At 65.3% G+C, this 23,364-nt stretch carries 19 protein-coding genes; 16 read left to right on the top strand and 3 right to left on the bottom strand.

Annotated features, from left to right (window positions below; genetic code table 11):
* Positions 1-23 precede the first annotated feature (23 nt).
* From GSQ89_RS11310 to GSQ89_RS11275, 8 genes are all read left to right on the top strand, one after another.
* The gene (locus GSQ89_RS11310; protein WP_158925069.1) at positions 24-566 is read left to right on the top strand and encodes an MOSC domain-containing protein; all 543 of its coding nucleotides are present in this window, start codon (positions 24-26) and stop codon (positions 564-566) included.
* 358 nt (positions 567-924) lie between these two features.
* Complete coding sequence (locus tag GSQ89_RS11305) at positions 925-1,731, top strand: SDR family NAD(P)-dependent oxidoreductase (RefSeq protein ID WP_158925067.1); 807 nt, start codon at positions 925-927, stop codon at positions 1,729-1,731.
* 52 nt (positions 1,732-1,783) lie between these two features.
* Positions 1,784-2,887: an acyl-CoA dehydrogenase family protein gene (locus GSQ89_RS11300; protein ID WP_158925065.1), complete on the top strand. Its 1,104-nt coding sequence runs from the start codon at positions 1,784-1,786 to the stop codon at positions 2,885-2,887.
* Positions 2,888-2,899: 12 nt separating this feature from the next.
* A complete protein-coding gene (locus tag GSQ89_RS11295) occupies positions 2,900-4,132 on the top strand; it encodes an acyl-CoA dehydrogenase family protein (RefSeq protein ID WP_158925063.1) in 1,233 nt (410 codons plus the stop codon).
* Entirely contained in the window at positions 4,129-5,172 is a 1,044-nt protein-coding gene (locus GSQ89_RS11290; protein WP_158925061.1) for a dihydroorotate dehydrogenase, read from the top strand. Before GSQ89_RS11295 ends, GSQ89_RS11290 begins: the two co-directional genes overlap by 4 nt.
* Positions 5,169-6,548 (top strand): CoA transferase, encoded by a 1,380-nt coding sequence (locus GSQ89_RS11285; RefSeq protein WP_158925059.1) that lies wholly within the window; start codon positions 5,169-5,171, stop codon positions 6,546-6,548. Before GSQ89_RS11290 ends, GSQ89_RS11285 begins: the two co-directional genes overlap by 4 nt.
* A 16-nt stretch (positions 6,549-6,564) precedes the next feature.
* On the top strand, positions 6,565-7,254 hold the full coding sequence (locus tag GSQ89_RS11280) for a cyclase family protein (RefSeq protein ID WP_158925057.1): 690 nt from the start codon (positions 6,565-6,567) through the stop codon (positions 7,252-7,254).
* A gap of 247 nt (positions 7,255-7,501) precedes the next feature.
* A complete protein-coding gene (locus GSQ89_RS11275) occupies positions 7,502-8,773 on the top strand; it encodes an MFS transporter (RefSeq protein ID WP_158925055.1) in 1,272 nt (423 codons plus the stop codon).
* 212 nt (positions 8,774-8,985) lie between these two features.
* Here the strand turns inward: GSQ89_RS11275 and GSQ89_RS11270 are convergent, their stop codons facing one another.
* Complete coding sequence (locus tag GSQ89_RS11270) at positions 8,986-9,843, bottom strand: LLM class F420-dependent oxidoreductase (protein WP_216856118.1); 858 nt, start codon at positions 9,841-9,843, stop codon at positions 8,986-8,988.
* A gap of 158 nt (positions 9,844-10,001) precedes the next feature.
* On the opposite strand from GSQ89_RS11270, the gene GSQ89_RS11265 reads away from it, so the two are divergent.
* The 5 genes from GSQ89_RS11265 (at position 10,002) to lexA (ending at position 17,550) form a co-directional block, all read left to right on the top strand.
* The gene (locus tag GSQ89_RS11265) at positions 10,002-11,972 is read left to right on the top strand and encodes a PAS domain-containing sensor histidine kinase (RefSeq protein ID WP_254073169.1); all 1,971 of its coding nucleotides are present in this window, start codon (positions 10,002-10,004) and stop codon (positions 11,970-11,972) included.
* A 173-nt stretch (positions 11,973-12,145) separates the two neighbouring features.
* Positions 12,146-13,186 (top strand): LacI family DNA-binding transcriptional regulator, encoded by a 1,041-nt coding sequence (locus GSQ89_RS11260; RefSeq protein WP_216856117.1) that lies wholly within the window; start codon positions 12,146-12,148, stop codon positions 13,184-13,186.
* 93 nt (positions 13,187-13,279) lie between these two features.
* Positions 13,280-15,388 carry a methyl-accepting chemotaxis protein gene (locus GSQ89_RS11255; protein ID WP_158925053.1) on the top strand — a complete coding sequence of 703 codons (2,109 nt, stop codon included), beginning with the start codon at positions 13,280-13,282 and terminating at the stop codon, positions 15,386-15,388.
* 91 nt (positions 15,389-15,479) lie between these two features.
* Positions 15,480-16,685, top strand: a complete 1,206-nt coding sequence (gene glp / locus GSQ89_RS11250; protein ID WP_158925051.1) for a gephyrin-like molybdotransferase Glp — start codon at positions 15,480-15,482, stop codon at positions 16,683-16,685.
* A 142-nt stretch (positions 16,686-16,827) separates the two neighbouring features.
* Positions 16,828-17,550 carry a transcriptional repressor LexA gene (gene lexA / locus GSQ89_RS11245; protein WP_158925049.1) on the top strand — a complete coding sequence of 241 codons (723 nt, stop codon included), beginning with the start codon at positions 16,828-16,830 and terminating at the stop codon, positions 17,548-17,550.
* Between the two features lie 10 nt (positions 17,551-17,560).
* Here the strand turns inward: lexA and GSQ89_RS11240 are convergent, their stop codons facing one another.
* Positions 17,561-18,235, bottom strand: a complete 675-nt coding sequence (locus tag GSQ89_RS11240; protein ID WP_158925047.1) for a TetR/AcrR family transcriptional regulator — start codon at positions 18,233-18,235, stop codon at positions 17,561-17,563.
* A gap of 101 nt (positions 18,236-18,336) precedes the next feature.
* On the opposite strand from GSQ89_RS11240, the gene GSQ89_RS11235 reads away from it, so the two are divergent.
* Both GSQ89_RS11235 and GSQ89_RS11230 read left to right on the top strand, forming a co-directional pair.
* Complete coding sequence (locus GSQ89_RS11235) at positions 18,337-19,089, top strand: SDR family NAD(P)-dependent oxidoreductase (RefSeq protein WP_158925045.1); 753 nt, start codon at positions 18,337-18,339, stop codon at positions 19,087-19,089.
* A gap of 28 nt (positions 19,090-19,117) precedes the next feature.
* Positions 19,118-20,347: a YbfB/YjiJ family MFS transporter gene (locus GSQ89_RS11230; RefSeq protein ID WP_158925043.1), complete on the top strand. Its 1,230-nt coding sequence runs from the start codon at positions 19,118-19,120 to the stop codon at positions 20,345-20,347.
* A gap of 3 nt (positions 20,348-20,350) precedes the next feature.
* On the opposite strand, the gene GSQ89_RS11225 is transcribed toward GSQ89_RS11230, so the two are convergent.
* Positions 20,351-22,486, bottom strand: coding sequence for an acetate--CoA ligase family protein (locus GSQ89_RS11225; RefSeq protein WP_158925041.1), 2,136 nt, complete (start codon positions 22,484-22,486; stop codon positions 20,351-20,353).
* Between the two features lie 79 nt (positions 22,487-22,565).
* Between GSQ89_RS11225 and GSQ89_RS11220 the strand changes: the two genes are divergently transcribed.
* The gene (locus tag GSQ89_RS11220; protein ID WP_158925039.1) at positions 22,566-23,351 is read left to right on the top strand and encodes an SDR family NAD(P)-dependent oxidoreductase; all 786 of its coding nucleotides are present in this window, start codon (positions 22,566-22,568) and stop codon (positions 23,349-23,351) included.
* The last annotated feature ends 13 nt before the right edge of the window (positions 23,352-23,364 follow it).

The following is a 23,364-nucleotide window of genomic DNA, read 5'->3' as shown; positions in this document are numbered from 1 at the left end:
TGGCTCCAGTGTGGGAAAGGTCGATGGCGGGGATTGTCGAGGCGGTCAGTCAGCGCGGTACCCACCGGTTCAGCAAGCAACCCAGGATGTGGATACGGTTGCTGGCCGGTCTAGGGGTGGAGGGCGACGCGCATCTCGGCACCACGGTGCAGCACCGGTCCCGGGTGGCGCGCGATCCGATGCAGCCGAATTTGCGCCAGGTGCATCTGCTGCACCGGGAACTGCTGGAGACGCTGCGCGATCAAGGATTCGTGATCGGGCCGGGCGATATTGGTGAGAACATCCTGACCGGTGATGTCGATCTGTTGGGCCTGCCGACGGGTGCGGTGCTGCGGATCGGCGAGACAGCGGAAATCCGGGTCACTGGGCTGCGGAATCCGTGTGTTCAGCTTGATCGGTTCAAGCCGGGGCTGATGAAGGCCACGTTGGACCGGGATGCGGAGGGAAATCTGATCCGCAAGGCGGGTGTCATGGCGGTGGTCCTGACAGGCGGCGAGGTGCGGCCCGGTGACGCGATCAAGATCATCCTGCCGCCGGGACCGCATGGGCGCCTGCTGCCCGTGTGAATCACGCGACCCGGTCGGGTCGATCACAGATCAATCACGTTCCGTCTGATAGCAGTTTCCGTCAGAGGGAGAGTTGTGTGATGGACATGGAAATCGTGAGGCTAACCAACACATCCTGGCTGCATATGTCGGACTGGCAGGGATTCCTGGCCCGCACGTTGCGTCTGCCGCAGGATGACGCTCCGGATCGGCCCGGTGCCCCTGATGGCATCATGCCGCGGCAGTTGCCGCCGCTGGACTGGCCGCCGGGTCTGTTCGAAGACGCACAGATCTGCCACGAGACCGGCGATCGGGTTTTGCAACGCCGGCCACATGGTGATCCACTGCCGCCAACGAAAAGCGGTGGAGGAAAGCAGTCATGTCATCGGAAGCTTCATTCTTTGGACTGGCCGGTCAGAAAGCCCTGATCATCGGCGGCGGCCAGGGTATGGGCGAGAGTTCGGCTCTGTTCCTGGCCCGAGCGGGGTGTGATGTGGCGCTGGTGGATGTGGTGCCGGAGCGTGCCGATGCCGTCGGGAAGAAGGTCGAGGCGCTGGACAGGCGGGCGTTCACCATCGCGGGCAACGTGTTGGACGATGCCCAGATCCCGATGATCGTCGCCGAGGCGGAGGCGAAGCTGGGCGGCCTGGATCTGATGGTGTCGATCGTGGGGGCCGCGGCGTGGGGGTCTCTGCTGGACACCACGGCGGAGGTTTGGGACCAGCAGATGCATTTGAATCTGCGCTATTTTTTCCTTGTGGCCAGGCAGGTGGCGGAATCGCTGATCAAGCGCGGGCAGCCGGGGGCGATCGTCGGTATTGCCTCGGTGGATGGGCAGCGGGCGGCGCCGATGCGCGGCGTGTACGGCGCGGCGAAGGCTGGGCTGATCAGCCTGGTGCAGACGATGGCGGTGGAATGGGCGCCGCACCACATTCGGGTGAATGCCATCGCGCCGGGGCATATCGTGACGCCTCGGATGTTCGATACGCCGCAGCGGGCGGAGTTGTATGCCGGCAGCCTGCTGCCGATGCGCCAGCGTGGCACGCCCGATGATATCGGCCGAGCGGCGCTGTTTTTGGCGTCGGATATGGCGCGGTACGTCACGGGGACGACGCTGGATGTGGATGGTGGGCTGCTTGCCGCCAACCTGTTTCCGCGCGGGTTGCCGGGCAACAACCAGGGATAACGCTTCCCTTCGCTCCGTCCGGTGGGCAAAGTTTCCGCAGGGGAGGCGTATCATGAACTTCGACTTTTCCGACGATCTGAAGCAGTTGCGCGATCAGTCCCGGCGGTTCCTGACGGAACGCTGCACGCCGGCCGTTGTGCGTCGCTCGCTGGACGGGGAGGAAGCCTACGCCGCCGGGCTGTGGCGAGAGATCGCGGACATGGGCTGGATTGGCGCGGCGATCCCCGAAGAATTCGGCGGGGCGGGCCTGGGGTACGAAGGCCTGTGCGTGCTGGCCGAGGAGATGGGGCGAGCGGTGGCGCCGGTGCCGTTCGCGTCCTCGGCGTATCTGGCGGCGGAGGCGATCCTGACCGCCGGATCGGACGCTCAGCGCCGCGAATACCTGCCGAAGTTGGCGGACGGATCGGCGATTGGGTGTTTCGCGCTGTCGGAGGGTAACGGCAACCCGGAACCGGGGACGATCCATGCTCGTGTGGTGGGCGGCCGGCTGAGCGGTGTGAAATGGCCGGTGGCGGATGGTGGGATCGCCGATATCGCGGTGGTGGTGGCGTGCGATGAACATCGGCAGCCGGGGCTGTTCGTCGCCGATCTGGCGGGGGTGCGGCGGCGGGACCTTCGCACCCTGGATCCGACGCGCAACCAGGCTCGGTTGGATTTCGACGGGCTGCCGGTGCAGGCGCTTGGGTCTGGCGGCTGGGGTTCGGTGCAGCGGGTGCTGGATCGGGCGGCGATCTTGTTCGCGTTCGAGCAGGTGGGTGGGGCGGACGCCTGCCTGCAGATGGCGCGCGAGTACGCGCAGGAGCGGTTCGCGTTCGGGCGGCCGATCGGGTCGTTCCAGGCGATCAAGCACAAGCTGGCGGATATGTACGTGGCGTTGGAATTGGCTCGGTCCAACGCCTATTACGGCGCCTGGGCGCTGGGGGCAGATGCGACGGACCTGCCGTTGGCCGCGGCGACGGCTCGGGTGTCGGCGACCGAGGCGTTCCATCTGGCGTCGAAGGAAAACATCCAGACGCATGGCGGCATCGGGTTTACCTGGGCGGTGGATTGTCATCTGTTCTATCGGCGGTCCAAGCAGTTGGGGCTGGCGATCGGATCGGCACCGTTCTGGAAGGACCGGCTGGTCGATCTGCTGGAAACGCGTAACGCGGCTTAGGGGAGGCACGTCATGGACTTCAACGATACGTCTGAAGAAGCCGTATTTCGCGCCGAGGCTCGGGCATTTCTGGCCGCCAATGCGGAACTGAAAGCGGGGGCTCGGCCGGTGCTGCGGCAGAGCGGCGTGGATGCCGAGGCGGTGAAGCGCTGTCGGGCGTGGCAGGCGAAAAAGGACGATGCGGGGTTCGCCGGGTTGACGTGGCCGAAACGGTTTGGCGGGCGGGAGGCGTCGCCCATTCTGCAGGTGATCTACAATCAGGAGGAGGACGATTTCGTTGTTCCTCGTGGTCTGTATGAGATCGGGCTGGGGATGTGCATCCCGACTATGATGACCTATGCGACACCGGAACAGTTGGATCGCTATGTTCGGCCGGCGCTGCGCGGTGAGGAAGTGTGGTGCCAGTTGTTCAGCGAGCCGGCCGGTGGATCGGACCTGGCGGCGCTGCGCACGCGGGCGGAGCGTGATGGTGACGATTGGGTCATCAATGGGCAGAAGATCTGGACGTCCGGCGCGCATCTGTCGGATTTCGGGATCATCGTGGTGCGCACTGATCCGAATGTGCCGAAGCATGAGGGGCTGACGTTCTTTTTCCTCGATATGAAGTCGCCGGGGATCGAGATACGGCCGATCCACCAGATGTCCGGTGCTCGGCATTTCAATGAGGTGTTCTTTACCGATGTGCGTGTGCCTGACAGCCAGCGGCTGGGGGCGGTGGGGCAGGGATGGAAGGTCTCGCTGACCACGCTGATGAATGAACGGCTGGCGGTGGGGGATGTGCAGCGGCCGGAGGTCGATGATCTGGTGGAACTCAGCCGCAAGGTGCGGATCAATGGCAAGCCGGCGATCCGGAACGGCGCGGTAAGGGAAAAGATCGCCGAGTGGCATGCGCGTTCGCAGGGGCTGAAGTTCACCCGGTTCCGCACGATGACGGCGTTGTCGAAAGGCGAGACGCCGGGGCCGGAAAATTCCATCCATAAGCTGGTGAATGCCTCGAAATTGCAGGATATCGCCAGTTATGGGCTGGATCTGATGGGCGCGGGCGGGCTGGTGGTGGATGACGATCTGGCCGAGGCTTATGCGATGTTCCAGGCCGCACTGCTGTCGTCGCCGAGTTCGCGTATTGCCGGCGGGTCGGATGAGATTCTGCGGAATATCATTGCCGAACGGGTGCTGGGGTTGCCGTCCGATATTCGGGCGGATAAGGGCAAGCCGTTCAACCAGGTGCCGACGGGGCGGCGATGAGTCGGCTGAGTACATCCATCGGGGGTTTTCCGCTTCTTAACCCGGTTATCTGCGCGTCCGGTGAGCCGGTGATGACCGAGGCGGGTATCCGTGCCGCCTTGCGCGCCGGGGTGGCGGGTGTGATCGCCAAGTCGGTGAACGAGAACCCGGCCGGCGGGCGGCAGTTGGATCGGGCCGATTATGTTCGGCTGGATGCTCAGGGGGTGCCGACGGCGGGGCGAGGGGTGTCGCTGTTCAACCGCTCCGGCCTGACGCAGCGCGGGACGGAGGAGTGGTTCGCTGCTATTGCCGCGATTGATCGTGAGGTGGGGCGGGAGGGCCGGTTCGTCGCGGCGAGTATCGTCTACGCCGGTGCCGAGGGCGCCGTGTCGATCGCTGGTATGGCGCGTCGGGCGGGGTTGCGGGTGTTCGAGCTGAATGTCGGTGCGCCGCATGCGTCGGAGGCGGCGGCGGGTGCCATCGTGCAGGAGACCGATCCGGGGCGGCTGACCGATCTGGTGCGTCAGGTTCGCGCGGTGACGGAGGGGATGCAGTTGTGGGTCAAGCTGACCGGGCTGTCGTCCAACCTGCCGGCTCTGGCGGTGGCGGCTCGTGCCGGTGGTGCGGACGCGGTGTGCATGATGGGGCGGTTCATGGCTCTGGTGCCTGATCTGGAGACGTTCGCGCCGGTGTTGGGGACCTCGGCGGCTTATGGCGGTGGCTGGGCGCTGCCGATCGTCTGCCGGTTCCTGGCGCTGACCCGGAAGGCGACAGGTGGTGACTTGCCGTTGATGGGGACGAACGGCGTGCGGTCCGGCGGCGATGTGCTGCGGATGGCGCTGTGCGGCGCCAGCGCGACCGAACTACTGTCGATTGTGATGCATGAGGGGTTTGGCGGACTGACCCGGGTGATCGATGAGGTGGATTCGTTTCTTGCCGAACGGGGCCTGACGTTTCGGGAATTGATTGGTCGTTCGGCGGATGCGCTGACCAGCTATGGCGAGCAGCCTGAGACCCCTGACCGTTGGAAGGATTTCGTACCGAAGGAGACGTTGGCATGAATCCGCATCTGTCCGCCTTGTGGTCCGACGCCCAACTGCCGCCGGAGGCGTTGGACGATGTGCGGTTGACCGGCGCTGATCCGGTCCTGCCATCCAGCTTCGCCGTCGGCACCGCGGCGCAGGTTTCCATCGCCGCCGCCGGGTTGGCTGCCGCGACGGTGTGGCGGCAGCGGGGGGGCCGACGGCAGACGGTCTCGGTGGACATGCGGCACGCCGCGATCGAGTTCCTGTCGGAGCATTTCGCTCGCCTGGAAGGTGAGGTGCCGGAGGATCCGTGGGATCGTATCGCTGGAAATTATCAGTGTGGCGATGGCCGCTGGGTGCGCCTGCACACCAACTTTCCGCATCATCGCGCCGGTATCCTGCGCATCCTGGGATGCGAGTATGACAAGCAGGCGGTCGCCACGGCGTTGCGGTCATGGACCGGCTACGATCTGGAGGACGCGGCCGCCGCCAACAATATGTGCGCCACCGCGATGCGCAGTTTCGCCGAATGGGACGTGCATCCGCACGGCCAGGCGGTCGTTACGCAGCCAGTGGTCAAGATCACCCGCATCGGCGATGCCCCGGCTCGCGATTTGCCGCCGGCGGATCGGCCGCTGTCGGGGGTTCGGGTGCTGGACCTGACTCGCGTGATAGCCGGTCCGGTCTGTGGGCGGACGCTGGCGGCGCATGGCGCCGAGGTGATGAACATCGCCAGTGCGAACATTCCGAACCTGCCACGTCTGGTGATCGATACCGGGCGCGGCAAGCTGTCGGCGCATCTGGAGTTGCGGGACAAGGACGACAATCAGCGTTTGAAGGACTTGCTGTCGGAAGCCGATATTTTCGTCCAAGGGTACCGTCCCGGCGGGCTGGCCGAACTCGGGTTCGGTCCGGAAGATGCGGCACGCTTGCGGCCCGGCATCGTGTATGTATCGTTGTCGGCTTATGGCCATGTCGGGCCGTGGTCGGGGCGGCGCGGCTTCGACAGCATCACGCAGACCGCCAGCGGTATCAACCACGCGGAGGCCGAGGCGGCGGGGCAGACGGCGCCGAAACCGTTGCCGTGCCAGGCGTTGGATCACGGGTCGGGCTACCTGCTGGCGTTCGGCGCGCTGGTCGCGCTGATGCGGCGCATGCAGGAAGGTGGAAGCTGGCACGTGCAGGTGTCCCTGGCACGCACCGGACGCTGGATCCGCGATCTGGGCCGGGTGCCGAATGGGCTGGCCGGTTCGGTGCCGGATGCCGACGCCGTCGCCGATCTGATGGAGGTTGGGGAATCGAGCTTGGGACGTCTGCATGCCGTGCGACATGCGGCTGTGCTATCGGAAACGCCGGCGCGCTGGGACCGGCCGCCGGTGCCGTTGGGGACTCACCCGGCGGCGTGGACCTGACAGGAGAACGGAACGGATGAAACTGATCGACCTGAGCCGCGAAATCCATCACAAAATGGCTCGTTTGCCGAACCATCCGATGGTGATCATCGCGCCGTTCTCGACGCATGAGGAGAAACGGGTCGCGGATGGTTATGAATTTTCCTCGGCGGTGATGTCGCTGAACATGGGGGATCATTCCGGAACCCATGTCGATGCGCCGGTTCATTTCGATGAACGGCCGGGTGCGAAGGGCATCGACGAGATGCCGCTGGAGAATTTCTTCACCGAGGCGGTGTGCCTGGACCTGTCGCACAAGCCGCTGAAAAGCGACATCAGCATCGCCGATTTGCAGGCGGCGGAAAGCGCTGCCGGGATCGAGATCAGGCCGCGGGATACCGTGTTGCTGCACATGGATTTTTATCGCCGTACGCATGGCACCGAGGCTTTCATCACCGATTTTCCCGGATTGACCAAGGAATCCGCCACGTGGCTGGGCAATAAGGGGATCACCATGTTCGGCGTCGAGGCGGTCAGTCCCGGGCGGCCCGGCCGCACGAATTTCGAGGTACACCACGTTTGTCGGGACATGGGGTTCACGCATATGGAGGGGCTGGTGAACCTCGATCAGTTGGTGGGGAAGGGGCGGTTCCGGTTCATCGGGTTTCCGCTGAAGATCAGGGGTGGCAGCGGCAGCCCGATCCGAGCGGTGGCTTGGTTGGAGTGAGGGTTTGGCGCGAGGGCAAGGCGTGGATGGCGTGCCTGCGCACGCCATGACGGGGCGGGGCAGCAGCAGTCCGATCCGAGCGGTAGCCTGGTTGGAGTGAGGGTTTGGCGCGAGGGCAAGGCGTGGATGGCGTGCCTGTCAGGCTGTGACGGGTGGCGATGGCTTGGCTGGACTGACCTTGACTCCCGGGCTTTCAGCGGTCATTGCCCCGGCCTAATCCAATCACAACTCCGGGGCGTCCAAGGTCATGACAAATGTCAGGTGGCGGATCATCAGCATGCTGCTGATCGCGGCCACGATCAATTATATCGATCGAGTCAATCTCTCCTATGCGGCGCCGATGCTGATGAAGGAGTTCGGTATTGGTCCGGCGCAAATGGGGATCGTCTTGTCGGCGTTCCTGTGGACCTACTTCGTGTTGCAGGTGCCGATGGGCCTGGCGCTGGACAAGTTCGGCGTGCGTTTCGTTTATGGTGGGGCGGCGCTGTTGTGGGGATTCGCAACGATCTTCACGGCCACAGCCGGCGGCATCGTTTCGCTGACCGCATGGCGGACCCTGCTGGGGGCGGGTGAGGCACCACTCGCGCCGGCGGGCACCAAGGTCATCGGGTATTGGGCGGCGGATCATGAGCGTGGGTTTGCCTCGGCGATGACGGTGGCGGGCGTGCCGCTTGGAGTGTTCATCGGGTCCCCCTTCATCGGCTGGCTGCTGGCGGATTTCGGGTGGCAGGCGGTGTTCGTGGGCACCGGCGTGATCGCGCTGCTGTGGGCCATCGGCTGGATCGCCTATTACCGCCAGCCGGAGCAGCATCGGGGCGCCAACGAGGCGGAACGGGCCTATCTGCGCAACAACAGCAAACGCGAGACCATGGTGACGCGGGCGGGGTGGCGTGAATTGCTGACGAATCGCAATATTCTGGGGCTGTCGATCGGTCATGCGGCGCTGCTGTTCAACCTGTATTTTTTGCTGACCTGGCTGCCGACGTACCTGATCGAGCAGCATCATCTGACGACCTTGCATACCGGGATATTTGGCTCGATTCCGTGGTTTTTTGGCCTGATTGGCGCTCTGTTGGGCGGGCGGCTGTCCGATGGGCTGGTGCGGCGGGGCTGGCCGATGATGCGCGCGAGGAAAGCGTTCCTTGGTTTGGGGATGATCCTCAGCATGGCGTCGTTTCTGTCGCTGTTCACTGTGACGGTGACCGCGACCGTGGCGTGCCTTTCGGTCGCGGTGTTCGGGATCCTGATCACCAACAGCGTGGTCTGGGCGGCGAATGCCGAGATCGCACCGAAGCAGCAGGGTGCCCAGGTCAGCGCCATCCAGAACTGCGTTGGCAACGCCGCCGGGCTGATCGCGCCCATTATGGTGGGGGTGTTGCTGCAGTGGACCGGGTCTTGGATGGCACCGATGGTCGCCGCCGCGGTCATCGCCCTGGCAGGGGCGGTGGTCTACACGGTGATGCTGTCGGATGATGCCATGTTGAAGCAGCCGGATGCGGTTGTGGGGGTTGCTGAGTGAGGGGTTGGGGAGGCGTATCGCCGTATTGGCACTGCCGTCCAATCCGTCATGGTGGGCGTAGGCCCACCATCCATGCCTTTTCCGAGGCCGGCGCAGCAAGGCGTGGATGGCGGGCCTGCGCCCGCCATGACGATGAGGGACCGGCGGCGTCCGTCAAACGACCAGTTGTCAAACGACCAGTTGTCAAACGACCGGCTGCTTTGGCCTGAGCCCTAACCGTTCGCCTTGTGCATGAATTCGCCGATCTCTTCGATCACCGGCATCACTTTGTCTTCGCCTTCGGATTCCAGGTTGAACACCACGCGTTCGACGCCCAGGTCGGCGTAGCGTTTCATCATGTCCAGGTCGCGGCGGGGGAACCAGACGGTGATGGCGATCTCGTCGGGGTTGCGGCCGGCCTCGGTGGCCATTTTGCGGAATTCCGGGATCAGGTCGGCGATTTCCTTGTAGCTGCCGCGGGCCGCCTGGGGAATCCAGCCTTCACCGTAACGGATCGCTCGTCTGGCGGAGTAGGGAAAGGCGCCACCGACGATCACCGGAGGATGCGGCTTCTGCACCGGCTTCGGCCAGGTCATCATCGGATCGAAATTGACGAACTCGCCGTGATATTCCGGCTTCGACTTGGTCCAGATCGCCTTCATCGCCTCGACGCGCTCCCGAGCTACCTTGTGCCGGTCGGCAAACTTCACGCCGTGGTCTTCCAGTTCGTCCTGGTTCCAGCCGTTGCCGATGCCGAACAGGAAACGGCCGCCGGACACCTGGTCGATGGACGCCACCAGCTTCGCCGTCTGGATCGGATCGCGCTGCGCCACCAGGCAGACGCCGGTGCCGACCATCAGCGTCTTGGTCGCCGCCGCCGCCGCCGTCAAAGTCACGAACGGGTCCATGGCGTCGTAGTAGCGCTTGGGCAGGTCGCCGCCGCCGGGAAATGGCGATTTGCGGCTGAGCGGGATGTGGGAGTGTTCGGGGGCCCAGAGTGATTCGAAACCGCGCTGCTCGAGCGCCTGGCCCAGCGCGGCGGGCGGCATGGAGTAGTCGGTGAAGAACATGGAGACGCCGGATTTCAACATATTGATTTCCTCCTGCATTGGAACCTGGGCATGGTGCGCCTTTCTATGGGCTTGCTCCAGACCTCGGTGGCCTGGCGGCGAGGAGAAGGGGATATTCGGTTGAACCTGACGCGAAACGGTGCTGCACTGCCGGCTGACCGTGGATCGGGGGACGGATCGTGTCGACGATTGTTGACGATGTGAACCGCCCCAGGACGTTTCCGGCCAGCGATGCGTATGAACTGCTCGTCCAGGGGGTGGTTGATTACGCGGTCTATATGCTGGACCCCGAGGGGCGGATCGTAAGCTGGAATCCCGGTGCCGAACGGATCAAGGGCTACACGGCGGACGAAATCATCGGCGAGCATTTTTCTCGGTTCTACACTGAGGAAGACCGAGCGGCCGGCGTGCCTGAGCGGGCGCTGCGGATCGCCGCCACGACCGGTCGTTTCGCGACGGAGGCGTGGCGATGCCGGAAGGATGGCAGCCATTTCTGGGCCATGGTCGTCATCGATCCCATTCGCCGGGACGGCGCCCTGATCGGCTTCGCCAAAATCACCCGCGACATGACGGAACAGCGCGAGGCTCGGCTCGCCGCACAGGAAAGTGAACGCCAGTTCAGCCTGCTGGTGCAGAGCGTGACCGACTATGCCATCTACATGCTGGACCTGAATGGGCGCGTCACAAGCTGGAACGCGGGTGCCGAACGCATCAAGGGCTACGCCGCGGCCGAGATCATCGGCGAACATTTCTCCCGTTTCTACACGCCGGAGGATGCCGAGGCGGGGGTGCCGGCAAAGGCACTCGAGACGGCGAGGCGGGAGGGGCGTTACGAAGCGGAGGCCTGGCGGCGGCGGAAGGACGGCACCCTGTTCTGGGCCAGCGTGGTGGTGGATGCCATCTATGACAAAGGCGTCCTGGTCGGTTTCGCGAAGATCACCCGCGACCTGTCCGAACGGCGGGAGGCGCAGTTGAAGTTGGACCAGTCGCGTGAGCTGCTGTTCCAGTCGCAGAAGATGGAAGCCGTCGGACAACTGACCGGTGGCTTGGCGCACGACTTCAACAACTTGCTCACCGGGATCAGCGGCAGCCTGGACCTGTTGAAATTACGGCTGTCGCAGGGCCGGGGCAGCGAGGTCGATCGCTATGTGACGATGGCGCAGGATGCGGCGGGTCGCGCGGCGGCGTTGACGCATCGGCTGCTGGCCTTCGCGCGCCGTCAGACGCTGGATGCAAAGCGGGTTAGCGCCAATACGCTGATCGCCGAGATGACGGAACTGCTGCGGCGGACGGTCGGGCCGGAGATCGCGGTTGAGACGGCGTTCGCCGACGATCCGAAGCCGATATTGTGCGATCCCAACCAGTTGGAGAACGCGATTCTCAATTTGTGCATCAATGCGCGCGATGCCATGCCGGATGGCGGACGCCTGCGTATCGAGACCGTCAATATCCAGGTGAGCGGACAGGATGCCCGGGATGGCGCGATGGAGCCGGGTGCGTACGTTTCGATCCGCGTCAGCGACACCGGAAGCGGCATGCCGGACGATGTGATCCAGCACGCTTTCGAGCCGTTTTTCACCACCAAACCGATCGGGCAAGGCACCGGCCTCGGGCTGTCGATGATCTACGGCTTTGCCCGGCAGTCCGGCGGCAATGTGCGGATTTCCTCGGTGGTGGGCGCGGGCACGACGGTCAGCATCGACCTGCCGCAGGATCGCGGCGCGGCCGAGGGGGACACGCCGGCGGTGCCCAGGTCGCCCGAGATGCCGCGGGCGAGGGCCGGCGAGACGGTGCTGATCGTGGATGACGAGCCGACCGTGCGCATGCTGGTGGCGGATGTGCTGGAAGGGTTGGGCTACGCGGCCATCGAGGCGGCGGATGGCGTGTCGGGGCTGAAGGTGCTGCAATCGGACGTGCATATCGACCTGCTGATCACCGATGTCGGCCTGCCGGGCGGGGTGAACGGCCGGCAGATGGCCGATGCCGCGCGTTTGCATCGGCCTGACCTGCGGGTGCTGTTCATCACCGGGTATGCCGAGGGCGCGGGGATCGGCGAGGGGGCCTTGGGCCGAGGGATGCATTTGCTGACCAAGCCGTTCTCGATGCAGTCCCTGGCCAACCAGATCAAGGCCATCATCGCGCGGCGCTGAGCGGGTGAGCCGGCGTGTCACTGCTTCGGCGGATGAAACGACCTGGAATAGTTGATTGGCGGCGGTCACCCGGTTCCAGTACACTACAAACACTATTGCGTCGTCAGCCCGTCGCCGCAGCCGTGACGGCAGGGCTGGTGGCGCGCGATCTTGCGACAGCTAAGGAAAAAGACGTGTCCGAACCGGTGCGCGACCTATCTATCCGTTCCGCGTCCGGGAAGAATACGCCGGTGAAAATCACCGATGTCGCGGCGGCGGCCGGTGTCGCGCCGATGACCGTCTCTCGCGTCATCAACACGCCCGACCGGGTCTCGCCGGAGACCACCGCCCGGGTGCGGGAGGCGATCGACCGGCTGGGCTATGTGCCCAACCTGATCGCCGGCGGGCTGTCGTCTCGTAAGTCGCGTATGGTCGCCGCCATCGTGCCGACGATCGCGCATCCGATGTTCGCCAGCGTCGTGCAGTCGTTTTCGGATTCCATGCGGCATGCGGGTTACCAGGTAACGCTGTCGATCTGCGGCTATGAGGATGCTGATGATGAGGCGTTGTTCCGCGGCCTGCTGGGGCGGCGTCCGGACGCGCTGTTGATCACCGGATCGGGCTACAGTCCCGCCGCCTGGCAGATGCTGATCGAAGCCCGCATTCCCGTCGTTGAAATCTGGGACATGTCCAGCCGGCCGATCGACATGATGATCGGGTTCGACCATGCTCGGGTCGGTGCCGAGGTTGCTGCGTTCCTGCTGGGCAAGGGTCACGACCGCTTTGCGGTGCTGACCGCTCGGGACGCCCGAGCGCTGACCCGTGCGCGTGGGTTTGTCGAGACGGTGACCAAGGCCGGGGGCACTGTCGTGCTCGACCAGCAAATTCCGGCGCCCAGCACCATTGCCGCCGGGCGTGAGGGCTTGCGGGCGCTGCTGCCGTCGCTCGACCGGCGTTGCGCGCTGTTCTGCAGTTCGGACCTGATGGCGTTCGGCGCGGTGGTCGAGGCGAGGGTGCAGGGCGTTCGGGTGCCGGAGCATCTGGCGGTGTGCGGTTTCGGCAATTTCGAGCTGAGCGCGATGAATGAGCCGCCGATCACCACCGTCAACCTGGAGGGTGCCAGCACCGGCCGGTCGGCGGCGGCGTTCCTGTTGCGGCGCCTTGCCGGGGAGGGGCCGCGTGAGGATGACCGCATGCAGGTGCCGTTCAGGATCATCGAGCGGGCGACGACCTGAGGGCGGCGTTCCCGGAAGGCGAACGCAAATATATTCTCTGTCGTCCACATTTTGTTAACCTTTCGCTGTTTTGATCCGGGCGGAAAATTCCGCGTGGGTGTCAGCGTCATGGTCGAACGTCTTTCCGTCGCACAGCTTTTGAAGTCGATCCTGACCGTGTTCGCGGTCGCGGTGATCGCGCTGCTGGGGTCGCAGGTCTGGAACGCCTGGTCGCTGCTGGCCGAGAACCAGCGGGCGGAACAGGTTGTCGCCGCGTCCCGGCAGATCTTCACGGCGATGATCGCGCAGCGGACGGATCGCAGCACGACCCAGCGGTTCTGGGAGGCCGAGGGTTCGCCGGACGAGAAGAACCGGGCGTATCTGAAGAATTTGCGCGATCAGGAGATGCCGGCCCTGGCCGCCGGCACCGCGTTGCTGGCGTCGGTGCCGTTCGCCGGCAAGGAAACCCTGCTGCCCGCCCTGCGCCAGTCGACCGATGATCTTGTCGCCTTGCAGGCCGAGTTCGCTGCTCATATCGATCAGCCGAAAGCGCAGCGGCGGCCGGCGCTGGGGACCGAGTATGTCACCGCGGGGCTGGCTCTGCAGGACTCGCTAGAGCGGATCGCCACCAATCTGTTCGCCAGCATCAAGACCAGCGATGCGTTCATCACCCAGATGATGGAGGTCAAGCAGCTCGCCTGGCTGGCGCGCCAGGACGCGGGTGAGGGGTCATTGCTGATCTCGATGGGCCTGGCAAAGGGGTCCGTGGCGCCGGATGTGATGGTGAAGCACGCCGGGTTCATGGGCGGGGCACGTATCCTGTGGACCGCGATCGACGATGCGGTGACGGGTATCGACGTGCCGCCGGCGTTCCTGACGACGCTGTCGGAGGCCAAGGGAACGCTGTTCTCGCCGGATTATGTGGCCACCCAGGGGCGGCTGCTGGATGCGCTGGTGAACAAGAAGACGCCGGAGATGACGGCCGATGCCTGGTCGCCGTACACCGTTCCCAGGCTGGGGGTGATGCTGGATGTGGCGAATGCCGCGCTGGCGCAAGCGGCGGACCGGGCGGCGGCGTTGCGCGGCCGGGCTGCATCCGGCCTGATCTGGCGCCTGGTGGCTCTGGTTGCCGCCATCGCGGCATCGGCGTTCGGCTTGTGGGTCGTCAGCCGCCGTGTCACCGGGCCGTTGCTGGCGCTGCGGGAGACGACCGAACGGCTGGCGCGTGGCGATCTTTCGGCGGCGTCGCTGTTTGCCGGCCGGCATGATGAGATCGGCGCTCTGGCGCACGCCCTGGACACCTTCCGCGAGCAGGCGGTCGCCAAGGGCCGGATCGAGGCGGACCAGCAGGCGCAGCGCGAGACGGCGGAACAGCGGCGTGTGACCGTCGAGGGCTACATCGGCAAGTTTGAGAAACACGTGTCCACCGCGCTGGCGGAATTGGATCAGGCCTCCACTCAGATGGACCGGACGGCGGTGACGATGCTGGATATCGCCGAACGTGGTGCGGCCGACGTCCGGAGCGCCGAACAGGCTTCGGCCGAGGCGTCTAACAACGTCTCCAGCATCGCCGCGGCGACGGAGGAACTGAGCGCGTCGATCGCCGAAATCAGCCGCCAGGTGGCGCAATCGGCGCAAATCAGCCTGCGTGCGGTGGAGGAAACGCAGCAGACCGACGAAACCGTGCGCGGGCTGGCGGAGAGTGCCGGGCGGATCGGCGACGTCGTCAGTCTGATCAGCAACATCGCCGCGCAGACCAATTTGCTGGCGCTGAACGCCACGATCGAGGCGGCGCGGGCGGGTGAGGCCGGCAAAGGGTTTGCGGTGGTGGCGAGCGAGGTGAAGTCGCTGGCCACGCAGACGGCGAAGGCGACGCAGGACATTGACGCGCAGATCAACCAGGTGCGCGGGGTGACTCAGCAGGCGGTCAGTGCGATCCGGCGCATCCAGGTGACGATCGATGAGGTGAACAAGGTGGCGACGACGATCTCGGCCAGTGTCGAGGAGCAGGGGGCGGCGATGCGGGAGATCGCGCGCAACACCCAGCTTGCGGCGGATCGCACGCGGGATGCCTCGCAGAGCGTGACGGCGGTCAGTGAAGGCACGGCGGCCACCACGCAATCGGCGGAAGCGGTGAAGACGGCGGCGGGGTCGCTGGGCGTCCAGGCGGGGCGGTTGCGGGAGCATGTCGATGGGTTCATGACGCGTATCCGAGCGGCGTAAGCGTCCGTGGTGTGGCGCGGGGTGTGGCACGACTTGAGGCGCGCGCCGGCATCGCTCACATTGCGTCCGACCCAGCCAGCCGGAGCGCAGCATGATCAGTGTCGACGAAGCCCGCGGGCGCATATTGGACGCCCTGCGTCCCACTCCAGCCGAGATCGTGGCCCTGGCCGACGCCTGGAACCGCGTGACCGCGCAAGATGTGGTGGCGCGGTTGACGCAGCCGCCGGCCGATGTGTCGGCGATGGACGGATATGCGCTGAGGGCCGCGGACGGGGGGCTGGACGCCAGCCTGCGTGTGGTGGGGGCGGCGCCGGCCGGTCATCCGTTCGATGGTCGTGTGGGGGCGGGTGAGGCGGTTCGGCTGTTCACCGGCAGTGTTGTGCCGTCTGGTGCCGACGCCATCCTGTTGCAGGAGGACGCGACGCGTGACGGCGACGTCGTGCGGGTGAACGAGGCGGTCGTCGCCGGCCGGCATATCCGCCGAGCGGGACAGGATTTCTCGGTTGGGGATCTGGTGGTGGCGGCGGGGCGGCGGATTACCGCTCGGGACGTGGGGCTGGCGGCGGCTGCGAACCATCCGTGGCTGGCGGTGCATCGACGGCCTCGGGTCGCCATCCTGGCCACTGGGGACGAGATCGCCATGCCAGGAGAGCCTATCCCGACGGGTGGGATCGTCAGTTCCAATTCGCACGCGCTGGCGGCGCTGGTTCGCGCGGCGGGTGGCGAGCCGGTGGTGCTGCCGGTTGCCCCGGACGATCGTTCGGCGATCGGCGCTGTGGCTGACTCAGTGGTGGGCATGGACATGTTGGTGACCACGGGCGGGGCGTCGGTGGGGGACCACGACCTGGTGATCGAGTCGTTGAAGGCGCGCGGCATGACGCTGGATTTCTGGCAGATCGCCATGCGGCCGGGGAAGCCGCTGCTGTTCGGCCAGCTTGGCGGGACGCCGGTGCTGGGGCTGCCGGGCAATCCGGTGTCGGCGATCGTGTGCGGGACACTGTTTTTGCTGCCGGCGCTGGCCCGAATGTCCGGCTTGCCGGCCGCGCCGCCGCCGGTGTCAACCGCGGTGCTTGGTTCGGGCGTGAAACAGAATGATCATCGGGCCGATCATTTGCGGGCGATCGTCAGCACGGATTCCGCAGGCCGGATCGTGGTGGATCCATTTCCGGTGCAGGATTCGGCGATGCTGCGCCGGTTGGCCAACGCCGATGCGCTGGTGCTGCGCGCGCCGCACGCGCCGGCGCTGCCGAAGGGAGCCGAGGTCGGCATCATCCGACTCGATTCGCTTGGGTTGTGACCGCCCGGTATGCAGGAAAATCCGCGGAATTCCTGGGATATCCAGATTTATCCACAGTTTCGCTTGACGACGTGAACGGAACCAACATAGAACGCAATGACGGTTGCCGGTTTGTTCCGACGATCTTTCGGGGAAGTCTGCCATGTTGACTCGCAAGCAATACGAACTGTTGGTGTATATCGATCGCCACCTGAAGCAGACTGGCTTTTCTCCGAGCTTCGAGGAGATGAAGGACGCACTGAGCCTGAAGTCGAAATCCGGCATCCACCGGTTGATTTCGGCGTTGGAGGAGCGTGGTTACTTGGCGCGCCGGCACCATCGGGCGCGGGCGCTGGATGTCCTGCGGCTGCCCGACAACATGCTGGCGCGGGACCTGCCGGAAGACCCGCCGGAAGCCGAGGTGGCGCATGGCTTTGCTCCCAACGTCATCCGGGGCGATTTCACCCAGCGGCTGCCGGGTGTGCGGTCTGCCGGCGATGCGGGTGCGGTCGAACTACCGATGTATGGACGCATCGCCGCCGGGCTGCCGATCGAGGCGCTGCGCGACACCAGCAACCAGATCGAAGTGCCGCTGGCGTTGCTGGGCGCGGGGGAACATTACGGGTTGGAGGTCGCTGGTGACTCGATGGTCGAGGCGGGCATCCTGGATGGCGACACGGTGATCATCCTGAAGGGTGACTCGGCGGAGAATGGACAGATCGTGGTGGCGCTGGTCGATGAGAACGAGGTGACGCTGAAGCGCTTGCGCCGGCGTGGGGCTTCGATCGCGCTGGAGCCGTGCAACGTTCGGCATGAGACACGGATTTTTCCCGCTGACCGGGTGAAGGTGCAGGGGCGGATTGTTGCGCTGATGCGGAAGTATTGAAGGGGGACAGTCAGTCGCGCTTCGGTGCCGATCCGGTTCGAACGCCAACAGCGTGCTCTAGGCTTTGATCGGATTGGATAACCGCGCTGCCGCTGTCGTGGCAACCAGCAGGCCATCCCATCAAGGCGCGTTCGGCTAATTCCCTCAGTTCTGCCTTGGACATTCCTTCCGCCGCTTGTACGGCCAAGCCGTTGAATACCATTTTCAGATACTTTGCCAGGGCGGCGGGATCGGCGGACGGGGGCAGGTCTCCTTCCGCGTGCGCGCGCGCAAGCCGGTTCGTCACCAATTCGGTGGTCAGGTTGCGCTGATTGATGATTGCACGCGGAACATCTTCGTTGTTCACCCCGGTCGAGATCCCGGCCTGGATGAGCAGACAACCGCGAGGCTCCCTGGGGTCAACGAGCCATTCGATTCCGCCGAAGAGAAATCGTTCCGCGACCTCGCGGGCGGTAGCGCCGGCCAGGACGTACTGCTTGTGCACGGCGCGGCGCTCGCGGTACCGATCGAGAACCGCATCGAACAGGCCGCGCTTGCTGCCAAAGGCCACATAGATGCTGGGCGAGTTCAGGCCCATCGCCTTCGTCAGTTCAGCCATGGAGGCGCCTTCGTAGCCATGGCGCCAGAATACGTCCATCGCCCGGTCCAGCACGTTTGCTTCTTCGAAAACGCGAGGTCGCGCCATTTCAAACAACCCCGATCAATTTTAATGATCATCACATAATTCGCTTGCCTCGTCTACCCGGCGCGGTTATGTGATGATCATCACATAATGGAAAGCAGTCGATGGGTACGTCTCTGCGGGGCAAGGTGGCTGTCGTTACGGGCGGCAGCGAAGGCATTGGATTGGCCGCGGCAAAGCGGCTCGCTGCTGACGGTGCGGCGGTCTTTATCACTGGCCGCCGCCAGACGGTGTTGGATGACGCAGTTGCCGCGATCGGCGGCGATGTCGTGGCCGTGCAGGCGGACGTGTCCAAGCCGGCGGACCTGGACCGGCTTTACGGGGCGGTTCGTGTTGCGAAGGGCAAGTTGGACATCCTGGTCGCGAACGCCGGCGTTCAGGCGAGGGAAACGCTTGGGTCCATCACGGAAGAGGCGCTCGATTACCAGCTCGCGGTCAATTTCAAAGGCACCATCTTTACTGTTCAACAGGCACTGCCGCTGCTGACCCGGGGCGCATCGATCATTCTGATGTCGTCGACGACAGCCATGAAAGGTCTGAGCACGCGCACGGTCTATTCGGCGACCAAAGCCGCCATAAGGAGCTTTGCCCGGAGTTGGGTTACGGAACTCAAGGAGCGCGGCATCCGCATCAACGTTCTCAGCCCGGGGCCGATCGAAACGCCCGCCGTCAAGGCTTCCTTGGCCGATGAGAAGGCTGTCCAGGCATACAAGGCGAATGTGATCGGTGCAGTACCGTTGGGGCGTGTGGGTCAGCCGGAGGAGATGGGCGAGATCGTGGCCTTTCTGGCCTCCGATGCGTCCAGTTTTATCAACGGGGCCGACATCCAGGCGGATGGCGGCTGGGCGCAGGTCTAGGCATGATCCTCCAATCCGGGACAACCCCATGACCAGTCCGACGATCGATGTGACGGCGAAACGCAGGACGGCGGCAAAGCCCCATGCAGCATTAACGCCCTTGTGGGTCGTGGTTGGCCTTGCGATGGGGCCGGCGGTGGCGCTGGGTTTATCGCGCTTCGCTTATGCGCTGCTGCTTCCTCCGATGCGTGCGGACCTCGGGTGGAGTTTCGCGGATGCGGGGGCGATGAACACCGCCAACGCAGCCGGTTACCTGGCCGGGGCGCTGCTGGCGGCACCCTTCGGGCAGCGAATGGGCGATAAGCCGGTGTTCGCGGTCGGCCTGCTGCTGACGGCGCTAACCGTTGGCGCATCGGGTCTCACCGCTGATTTCCGCGTGCTTCTGGCGTTGCGCGCTGCTGCGGGCCTCACTGGCGCGCTGGCCTTTGTGGCCGGAGCGGGGTTGACGTCCGCGGCCGCGATGGGCGGGTCCAGAAGCCGAGCGCCGACGCTGTTGGGGGTCTATTTCGGAGGGGCCGGGATGGGCATCACGGCGTCTGCCCTGGCGGTTCCCCCTTTGCTCGGGACGATTGGGTGGCGAGGCGGCTGGCTTGTCCTGGGCGCCCTCGCGCTGGCGGCCACCGTATTCGGTGCGTTGGTGCTGCGGCGCACGCCCGACACCGCCTATGCCTCGGCCGGCACGGCGCGCGGGGGTTGGTCGGCGCGGTTCATGACCTGCAAGCTGCTGGCCTATGGTCTCTTCGGTGCCGGCTACATCGCCTATACGACCTTCATCATCGCCTATCTGCGCAGCGAGGAAGGATTCTCCAGTGCGGGCATCACGCGCTTCTGGGCGGTCTTCGGATTGGTTGCCGTTGCTGCCGCGTTCGGTTGGGGACACATCCTCGGCCGGCTGAAAGGCGGTTGGGGAACGGCGGCCACACTCAGCGCCGTCACGATCGGGACCGCGGTGCCGCTCGTATGGACCGCACCGGCAGGCGCTTATCTGTCTGCCGTTTTCTTTGGAGGCTCTGTTCTCGCCGTCGTTGCCGCGGTGACATCGTTCGCGCGCCGTGCGGCCAAGCCGCATGCCTGGACGGCCGCGATCGCCGCCCTGACCGTCGCGTTCGGTGTGGGCCAGTGCATTGGTCCGGTGTTGAGCGGTGCGCTGTCCGATGGACCCGATGGCCTGCGAGCCGGGCTGTGGCTTTCGGTGGGCATCCTGGCGGTCGCCACCGTCGTTGCGGCGCTGCAACGCGAACCGTCGGACGCTTTCTGAAGCCTACCGCGCGACGACGATCAGCGCATCCACCGCCGTGATACGGTCGCCCGAACAGATCAGTGGGTTTACGTCCAGTTCGGCGACTGAGTCACGGTGATCGGCGGCGAAGCGCGACACGTCGCTGATCACGCCGGCGAGGTGCTTGATGTCCACCGCCGGCATGCCGCGGAAGCCTTGCAGCAGTTTGATGCCTTTCAATTGCCGCAGCAGTGCCTCGGCTTCGAACGGGGTGACCGGGGCGGGGGACAGGGCGGTGTCGTTCAGGACCTCCACCAGGATGCCGCCCAGGCCGACGACGATCAGCGGGCCGAACAGCGGGTCGTTCCGAGCGCCGACGACCAGCTCGATTCCTTGCGGCACCATGGGCTGGATCAGGACGCCGTTGATCCTTGGGGGCGGCGTCACCTTGCCGGCGTTCGCCATCACGGCGGCGTAACCTTCCCGTACTTCATCGGCGGTGCGCAGGTTCAGGCGGATGACCCCGGCCTCGGTCTTGTGCGGCAGGTCGGGGGATTCGACTTTCAGCACCACGGGGTATCCCAGAGCCGCGGCCGCGTTCACCGCTTCGTCGTCGGACTGGACCAGTTGCTCGCCCACAACGGGTACGCCGTAGAGGGCCAGCACCGTCTTGGCTTCGCGTTCGGTCAGGGTCGGACCGCTTGCCTCGGCGATCAAGCCTCGAGCCTTTGCGATCGTTGCCGCCGCGGTTGCCGAAACGATCTGGGCGCCGGCGGTGCGCTTGTCCGCTCGCCACTGCCAGGCCGCGAGTGCTGAGAAGCAGGCGTTCATCGAGCGGAACAGGGCCACGCGGTCGCATTGGTTCGCTTCGACAACGCCTGGTCCGTCCTGCCATTCGGTCTGCCAGACGACGCAGGCCATTTTGCCGTGTTCCTCGGCCAACGCGCTGTAGACCTGCGGCCGTTTCGCCGATGGGGCGTAGCCGTAGGTCAGCGGCGACACCAGGACGCCGTACTGGGGGTCGCTCAGCAGCGCGCCGGCGCAGATGCCGAGGGATTCGGGGTCGCTGAGAATTTGTGCGGTGACGTCACAGGGATTGCGCGACGATCCGAACTCCGGGATCCGGGATTCCAGGATGGTTCGGACTGCTTCGGTGGGCTGCGGCATCGGCACGTTGTGCTGTTCGGCGCGATCGGCGGCCATGATCGCGGCGCCGCCGGAGGCCGCGACGACCGCCGCGCCGGGGGCTTTCGGCGGCGGGGCCTTGGCGAAGAATGCGGCTGTTTCCATCAGCGCTTCGAAATCGTCGACCACGATGGCGCCGGCGCGGCGGAACATCGCGCGATAGGATGCGTGCGAGCCGGCCAGCGAGCCGGTGTGGGACATCGCGGCCTGGGCGCCTTGTTCGCCTGTGGCCATCTTGAAGATCACCAGCGGCTTATCGGCCTTCCATGCGTTTTCCGCCGCCAGCAGCAGGCGATCGGGAGTCGCCATGCCTTCAAACACGCAGGCGATGGACCCGCAGGACGGGTCGGTCGCCAGGTAGTTGACGTAATCGGCCATGTCCACGTCGCAGGAGTTGCCCGATGTCAGCACGTGGCTGACCGACAGGCCGCGCACCACGCCTTGCGCGAGTGCCATCCCCAGCGCGCCCGACTGGCTGATGACGCCGACGGCGTTTCGTTCCGGTCTCGGGATTGGGGTGATGTCCATGAACGTGGATCGGCAGTCCAGCTGGGCGTTCACCACGCCGATGCAGTTGGGGCCGACGATGCGAAGGCCGGTTTCCCTGGCGATTGCTGCCAGGCGTTGCTGTTGGGCGGTGCGGTCTTCCTTTCCGGTCTCGGAATAGCCCGAGGCGAAGATGATGGCGCCGCCGATCCCGGCTTTGGCGCAGTCCAGCACGATTTCTTCCACGGACTCGCGCGGGGCGGTGATCACGGCGCAGTCCGGTACCTCCGGCAGGGCGGCGACGGAGGGGTAGCAGGTGTGCTCGCCGATCGTCTGATAGCGCGCGTTCACCGGGTACGCTCGGCCGGCATAGTGCTTCATGTTGAAAAGCGTGCGTTCGCCGAACGAACCGGCGCGTGTCGAGGCGCCGATGATCGCGATGCTGGCCGGATGGAGCAGCCGGGTGAGTTGTTCGCGGCTGTAAACGCCGGTGCGCCTGTTCTGCATTGTTCTCGCCTGATTGACGTTCCCTGGACAGGCAGCATACTCACCGGTAGCTATCCGGCAAGCGCAGGGGGAAAACGGGATGTCGTCACTGTTCGATCTGACCGGCAAAGTCGCCATCGTGACCGGGTCCACCAAGGGGATCGGTTTGGCTATCGCCACGCGGATGGCGGAGCACGGGGCGACGGTGGTGGTGTCCAGCCGCAAGGCGGACGCGTGTGAGAAGGTGGCCGCGGGCATTCGCGGGGCGGGCGGCAAGGCGGAGGTCATTCCGTGCCATGTCGGGCGCAAGGAGGAGCTTCAGGCGCTGGTGGACCAGACCGTGGCGCGCTGCGGTGGGATCGACATCCTGGTGGAGAATGCCGGGGTGAATCCCTATCTCGGGCCGGCCGCCGGCATGCCCGACGATGCGTTCGACCGGGTGATGAACACCAATGTCCGCAGCAACTGGTGGCTGGCGAATATGGCGATCCCGCACATGGTCCCTCGTGGGGGTGGCGCGGTGATCATTATTTCATCGATCGGCGGACTGCGGGGATCGGCGCAACTGGGGACGTATGGGCTGTCCAAGGCGGCCGACATTCAGTTGGCGCGGAATATCGCGGTGGAGTGGGGGCCGAAAAACATTCGGGCCAACGCCATTGCGCCGGGTTTGGTGCGGACGGACTTTGCCCGGGCGTTGTGGGAAGATCCGGTGCTGTATCGCAAGCGGACCCGGGATACGCCGCTGCAACGGATCGGCGAGCCGGATGAGATCGCCGGCGCTGCGGTGTTCCTGGCATCGGCGGCGGGTAGTTTCACCACTGGCCAGGCGATCGTGATCGATGGTGGCACAACCGCGGGGTCGGTTGTTTCGGCCGACGATTGAGGACCTGCGAAGG

This window comes from Acidisphaera sp. S103, from assembly GCF_009765975.1.
In the GTDB taxonomy this organism is placed as follows: Bacteria; Pseudomonadota; Alphaproteobacteria; order Acetobacterales; family Acetobacteraceae; genus Rhodopila.
This window is presented reverse-complemented; position numbering and strand designations above follow the sequence as displayed.

What these genes read in the sequence shown, in the direction of transcription:
- GSQ89_RS11310 (WP_158925069.1), top strand. Translation starts at nt 24, where the DNA reads ATGGCGGGGATTGTCGAGGCGGTCAGTCAGCGCGGTACCCACCGGTTC.
- GSQ89_RS11305 (WP_158925067.1), top strand. Translation starts at nt 925, where the DNA reads ATGTCATCGGAAGCTTCATTCTTTGGACTGGCCGGTCAGAAAGCCCTG.
- GSQ89_RS11300 (WP_158925065.1), top strand. Translation starts at nt 1,784, where the DNA reads ATGAACTTCGACTTTTCCGACGATCTGAAGCAGTTGCGCGATCAGTCC.
- GSQ89_RS11295 (WP_158925063.1), top strand. Translation starts at nt 2,900, where the DNA reads ATGGACTTCAACGATACGTCTGAAGAAGCCGTATTTCGCGCCGAGGCT.
- GSQ89_RS11290 (WP_158925061.1), top strand. Translation starts at nt 4,129, where the DNA reads ATGAGTCGGCTGAGTACATCCATCGGGGGTTTTCCGCTTCTTAACCCG.
- GSQ89_RS11285 (WP_158925059.1), top strand. Translation starts at nt 5,169, where the DNA reads ATGAATCCGCATCTGTCCGCCTTGTGGTCCGACGCCCAACTGCCGCCG.
- GSQ89_RS11280 (WP_158925057.1), top strand. Translation starts at nt 6,565, where the DNA reads ATGAAACTGATCGACCTGAGCCGCGAAATCCATCACAAAATGGCTCGT.
- GSQ89_RS11275 (WP_158925055.1), top strand. Translation starts at nt 7,502, where the DNA reads ATGACAAATGTCAGGTGGCGGATCATCAGCATGCTGCTGATCGCGGCC.
- GSQ89_RS11270 (WP_216856118.1), bottom strand. Translation starts at nt 9,843, where the DNA reads ATGTTGAAATCCGGCGTCTCCATGTTCTTCACCGACTACTCCATGCCG.
- glp (WP_158925051.1), top strand. Translation starts at nt 15,480, where the DNA reads ATGATCAGTGTCGACGAAGCCCGCGGGCGCATATTGGACGCCCTGCGT.
- lexA (WP_158925049.1), top strand. Translation starts at nt 16,828, where the DNA reads ATGTTGACTCGCAAGCAATACGAACTGTTGGTGTATATCGATCGCCAC.
- GSQ89_RS11240 (WP_158925047.1), bottom strand. Translation starts at nt 18,235, where the DNA reads ATGGCGCGACCTCGCGTTTTCGAAGAAGCAAACGTGCTGGACCGGGCG.
- GSQ89_RS11235 (WP_158925045.1), top strand. Translation starts at nt 18,337, where the DNA reads ATGGGTACGTCTCTGCGGGGCAAGGTGGCTGTCGTTACGGGCGGCAGC.
- GSQ89_RS11230 (WP_158925043.1), top strand. Translation starts at nt 19,118, where the DNA reads ATGACCAGTCCGACGATCGATGTGACGGCGAAACGCAGGACGGCGGCA.
- GSQ89_RS11225 (WP_158925041.1), bottom strand. Translation starts at nt 22,486, where the DNA reads ATGCAGAACAGGCGCACCGGCGTTTACAGCCGCGAACAACTCACCCGG.
- GSQ89_RS11220 (WP_158925039.1), top strand. Translation starts at nt 22,566, where the DNA reads ATGTCGTCACTGTTCGATCTGACCGGCAAAGTCGCCATCGTGACCGGG.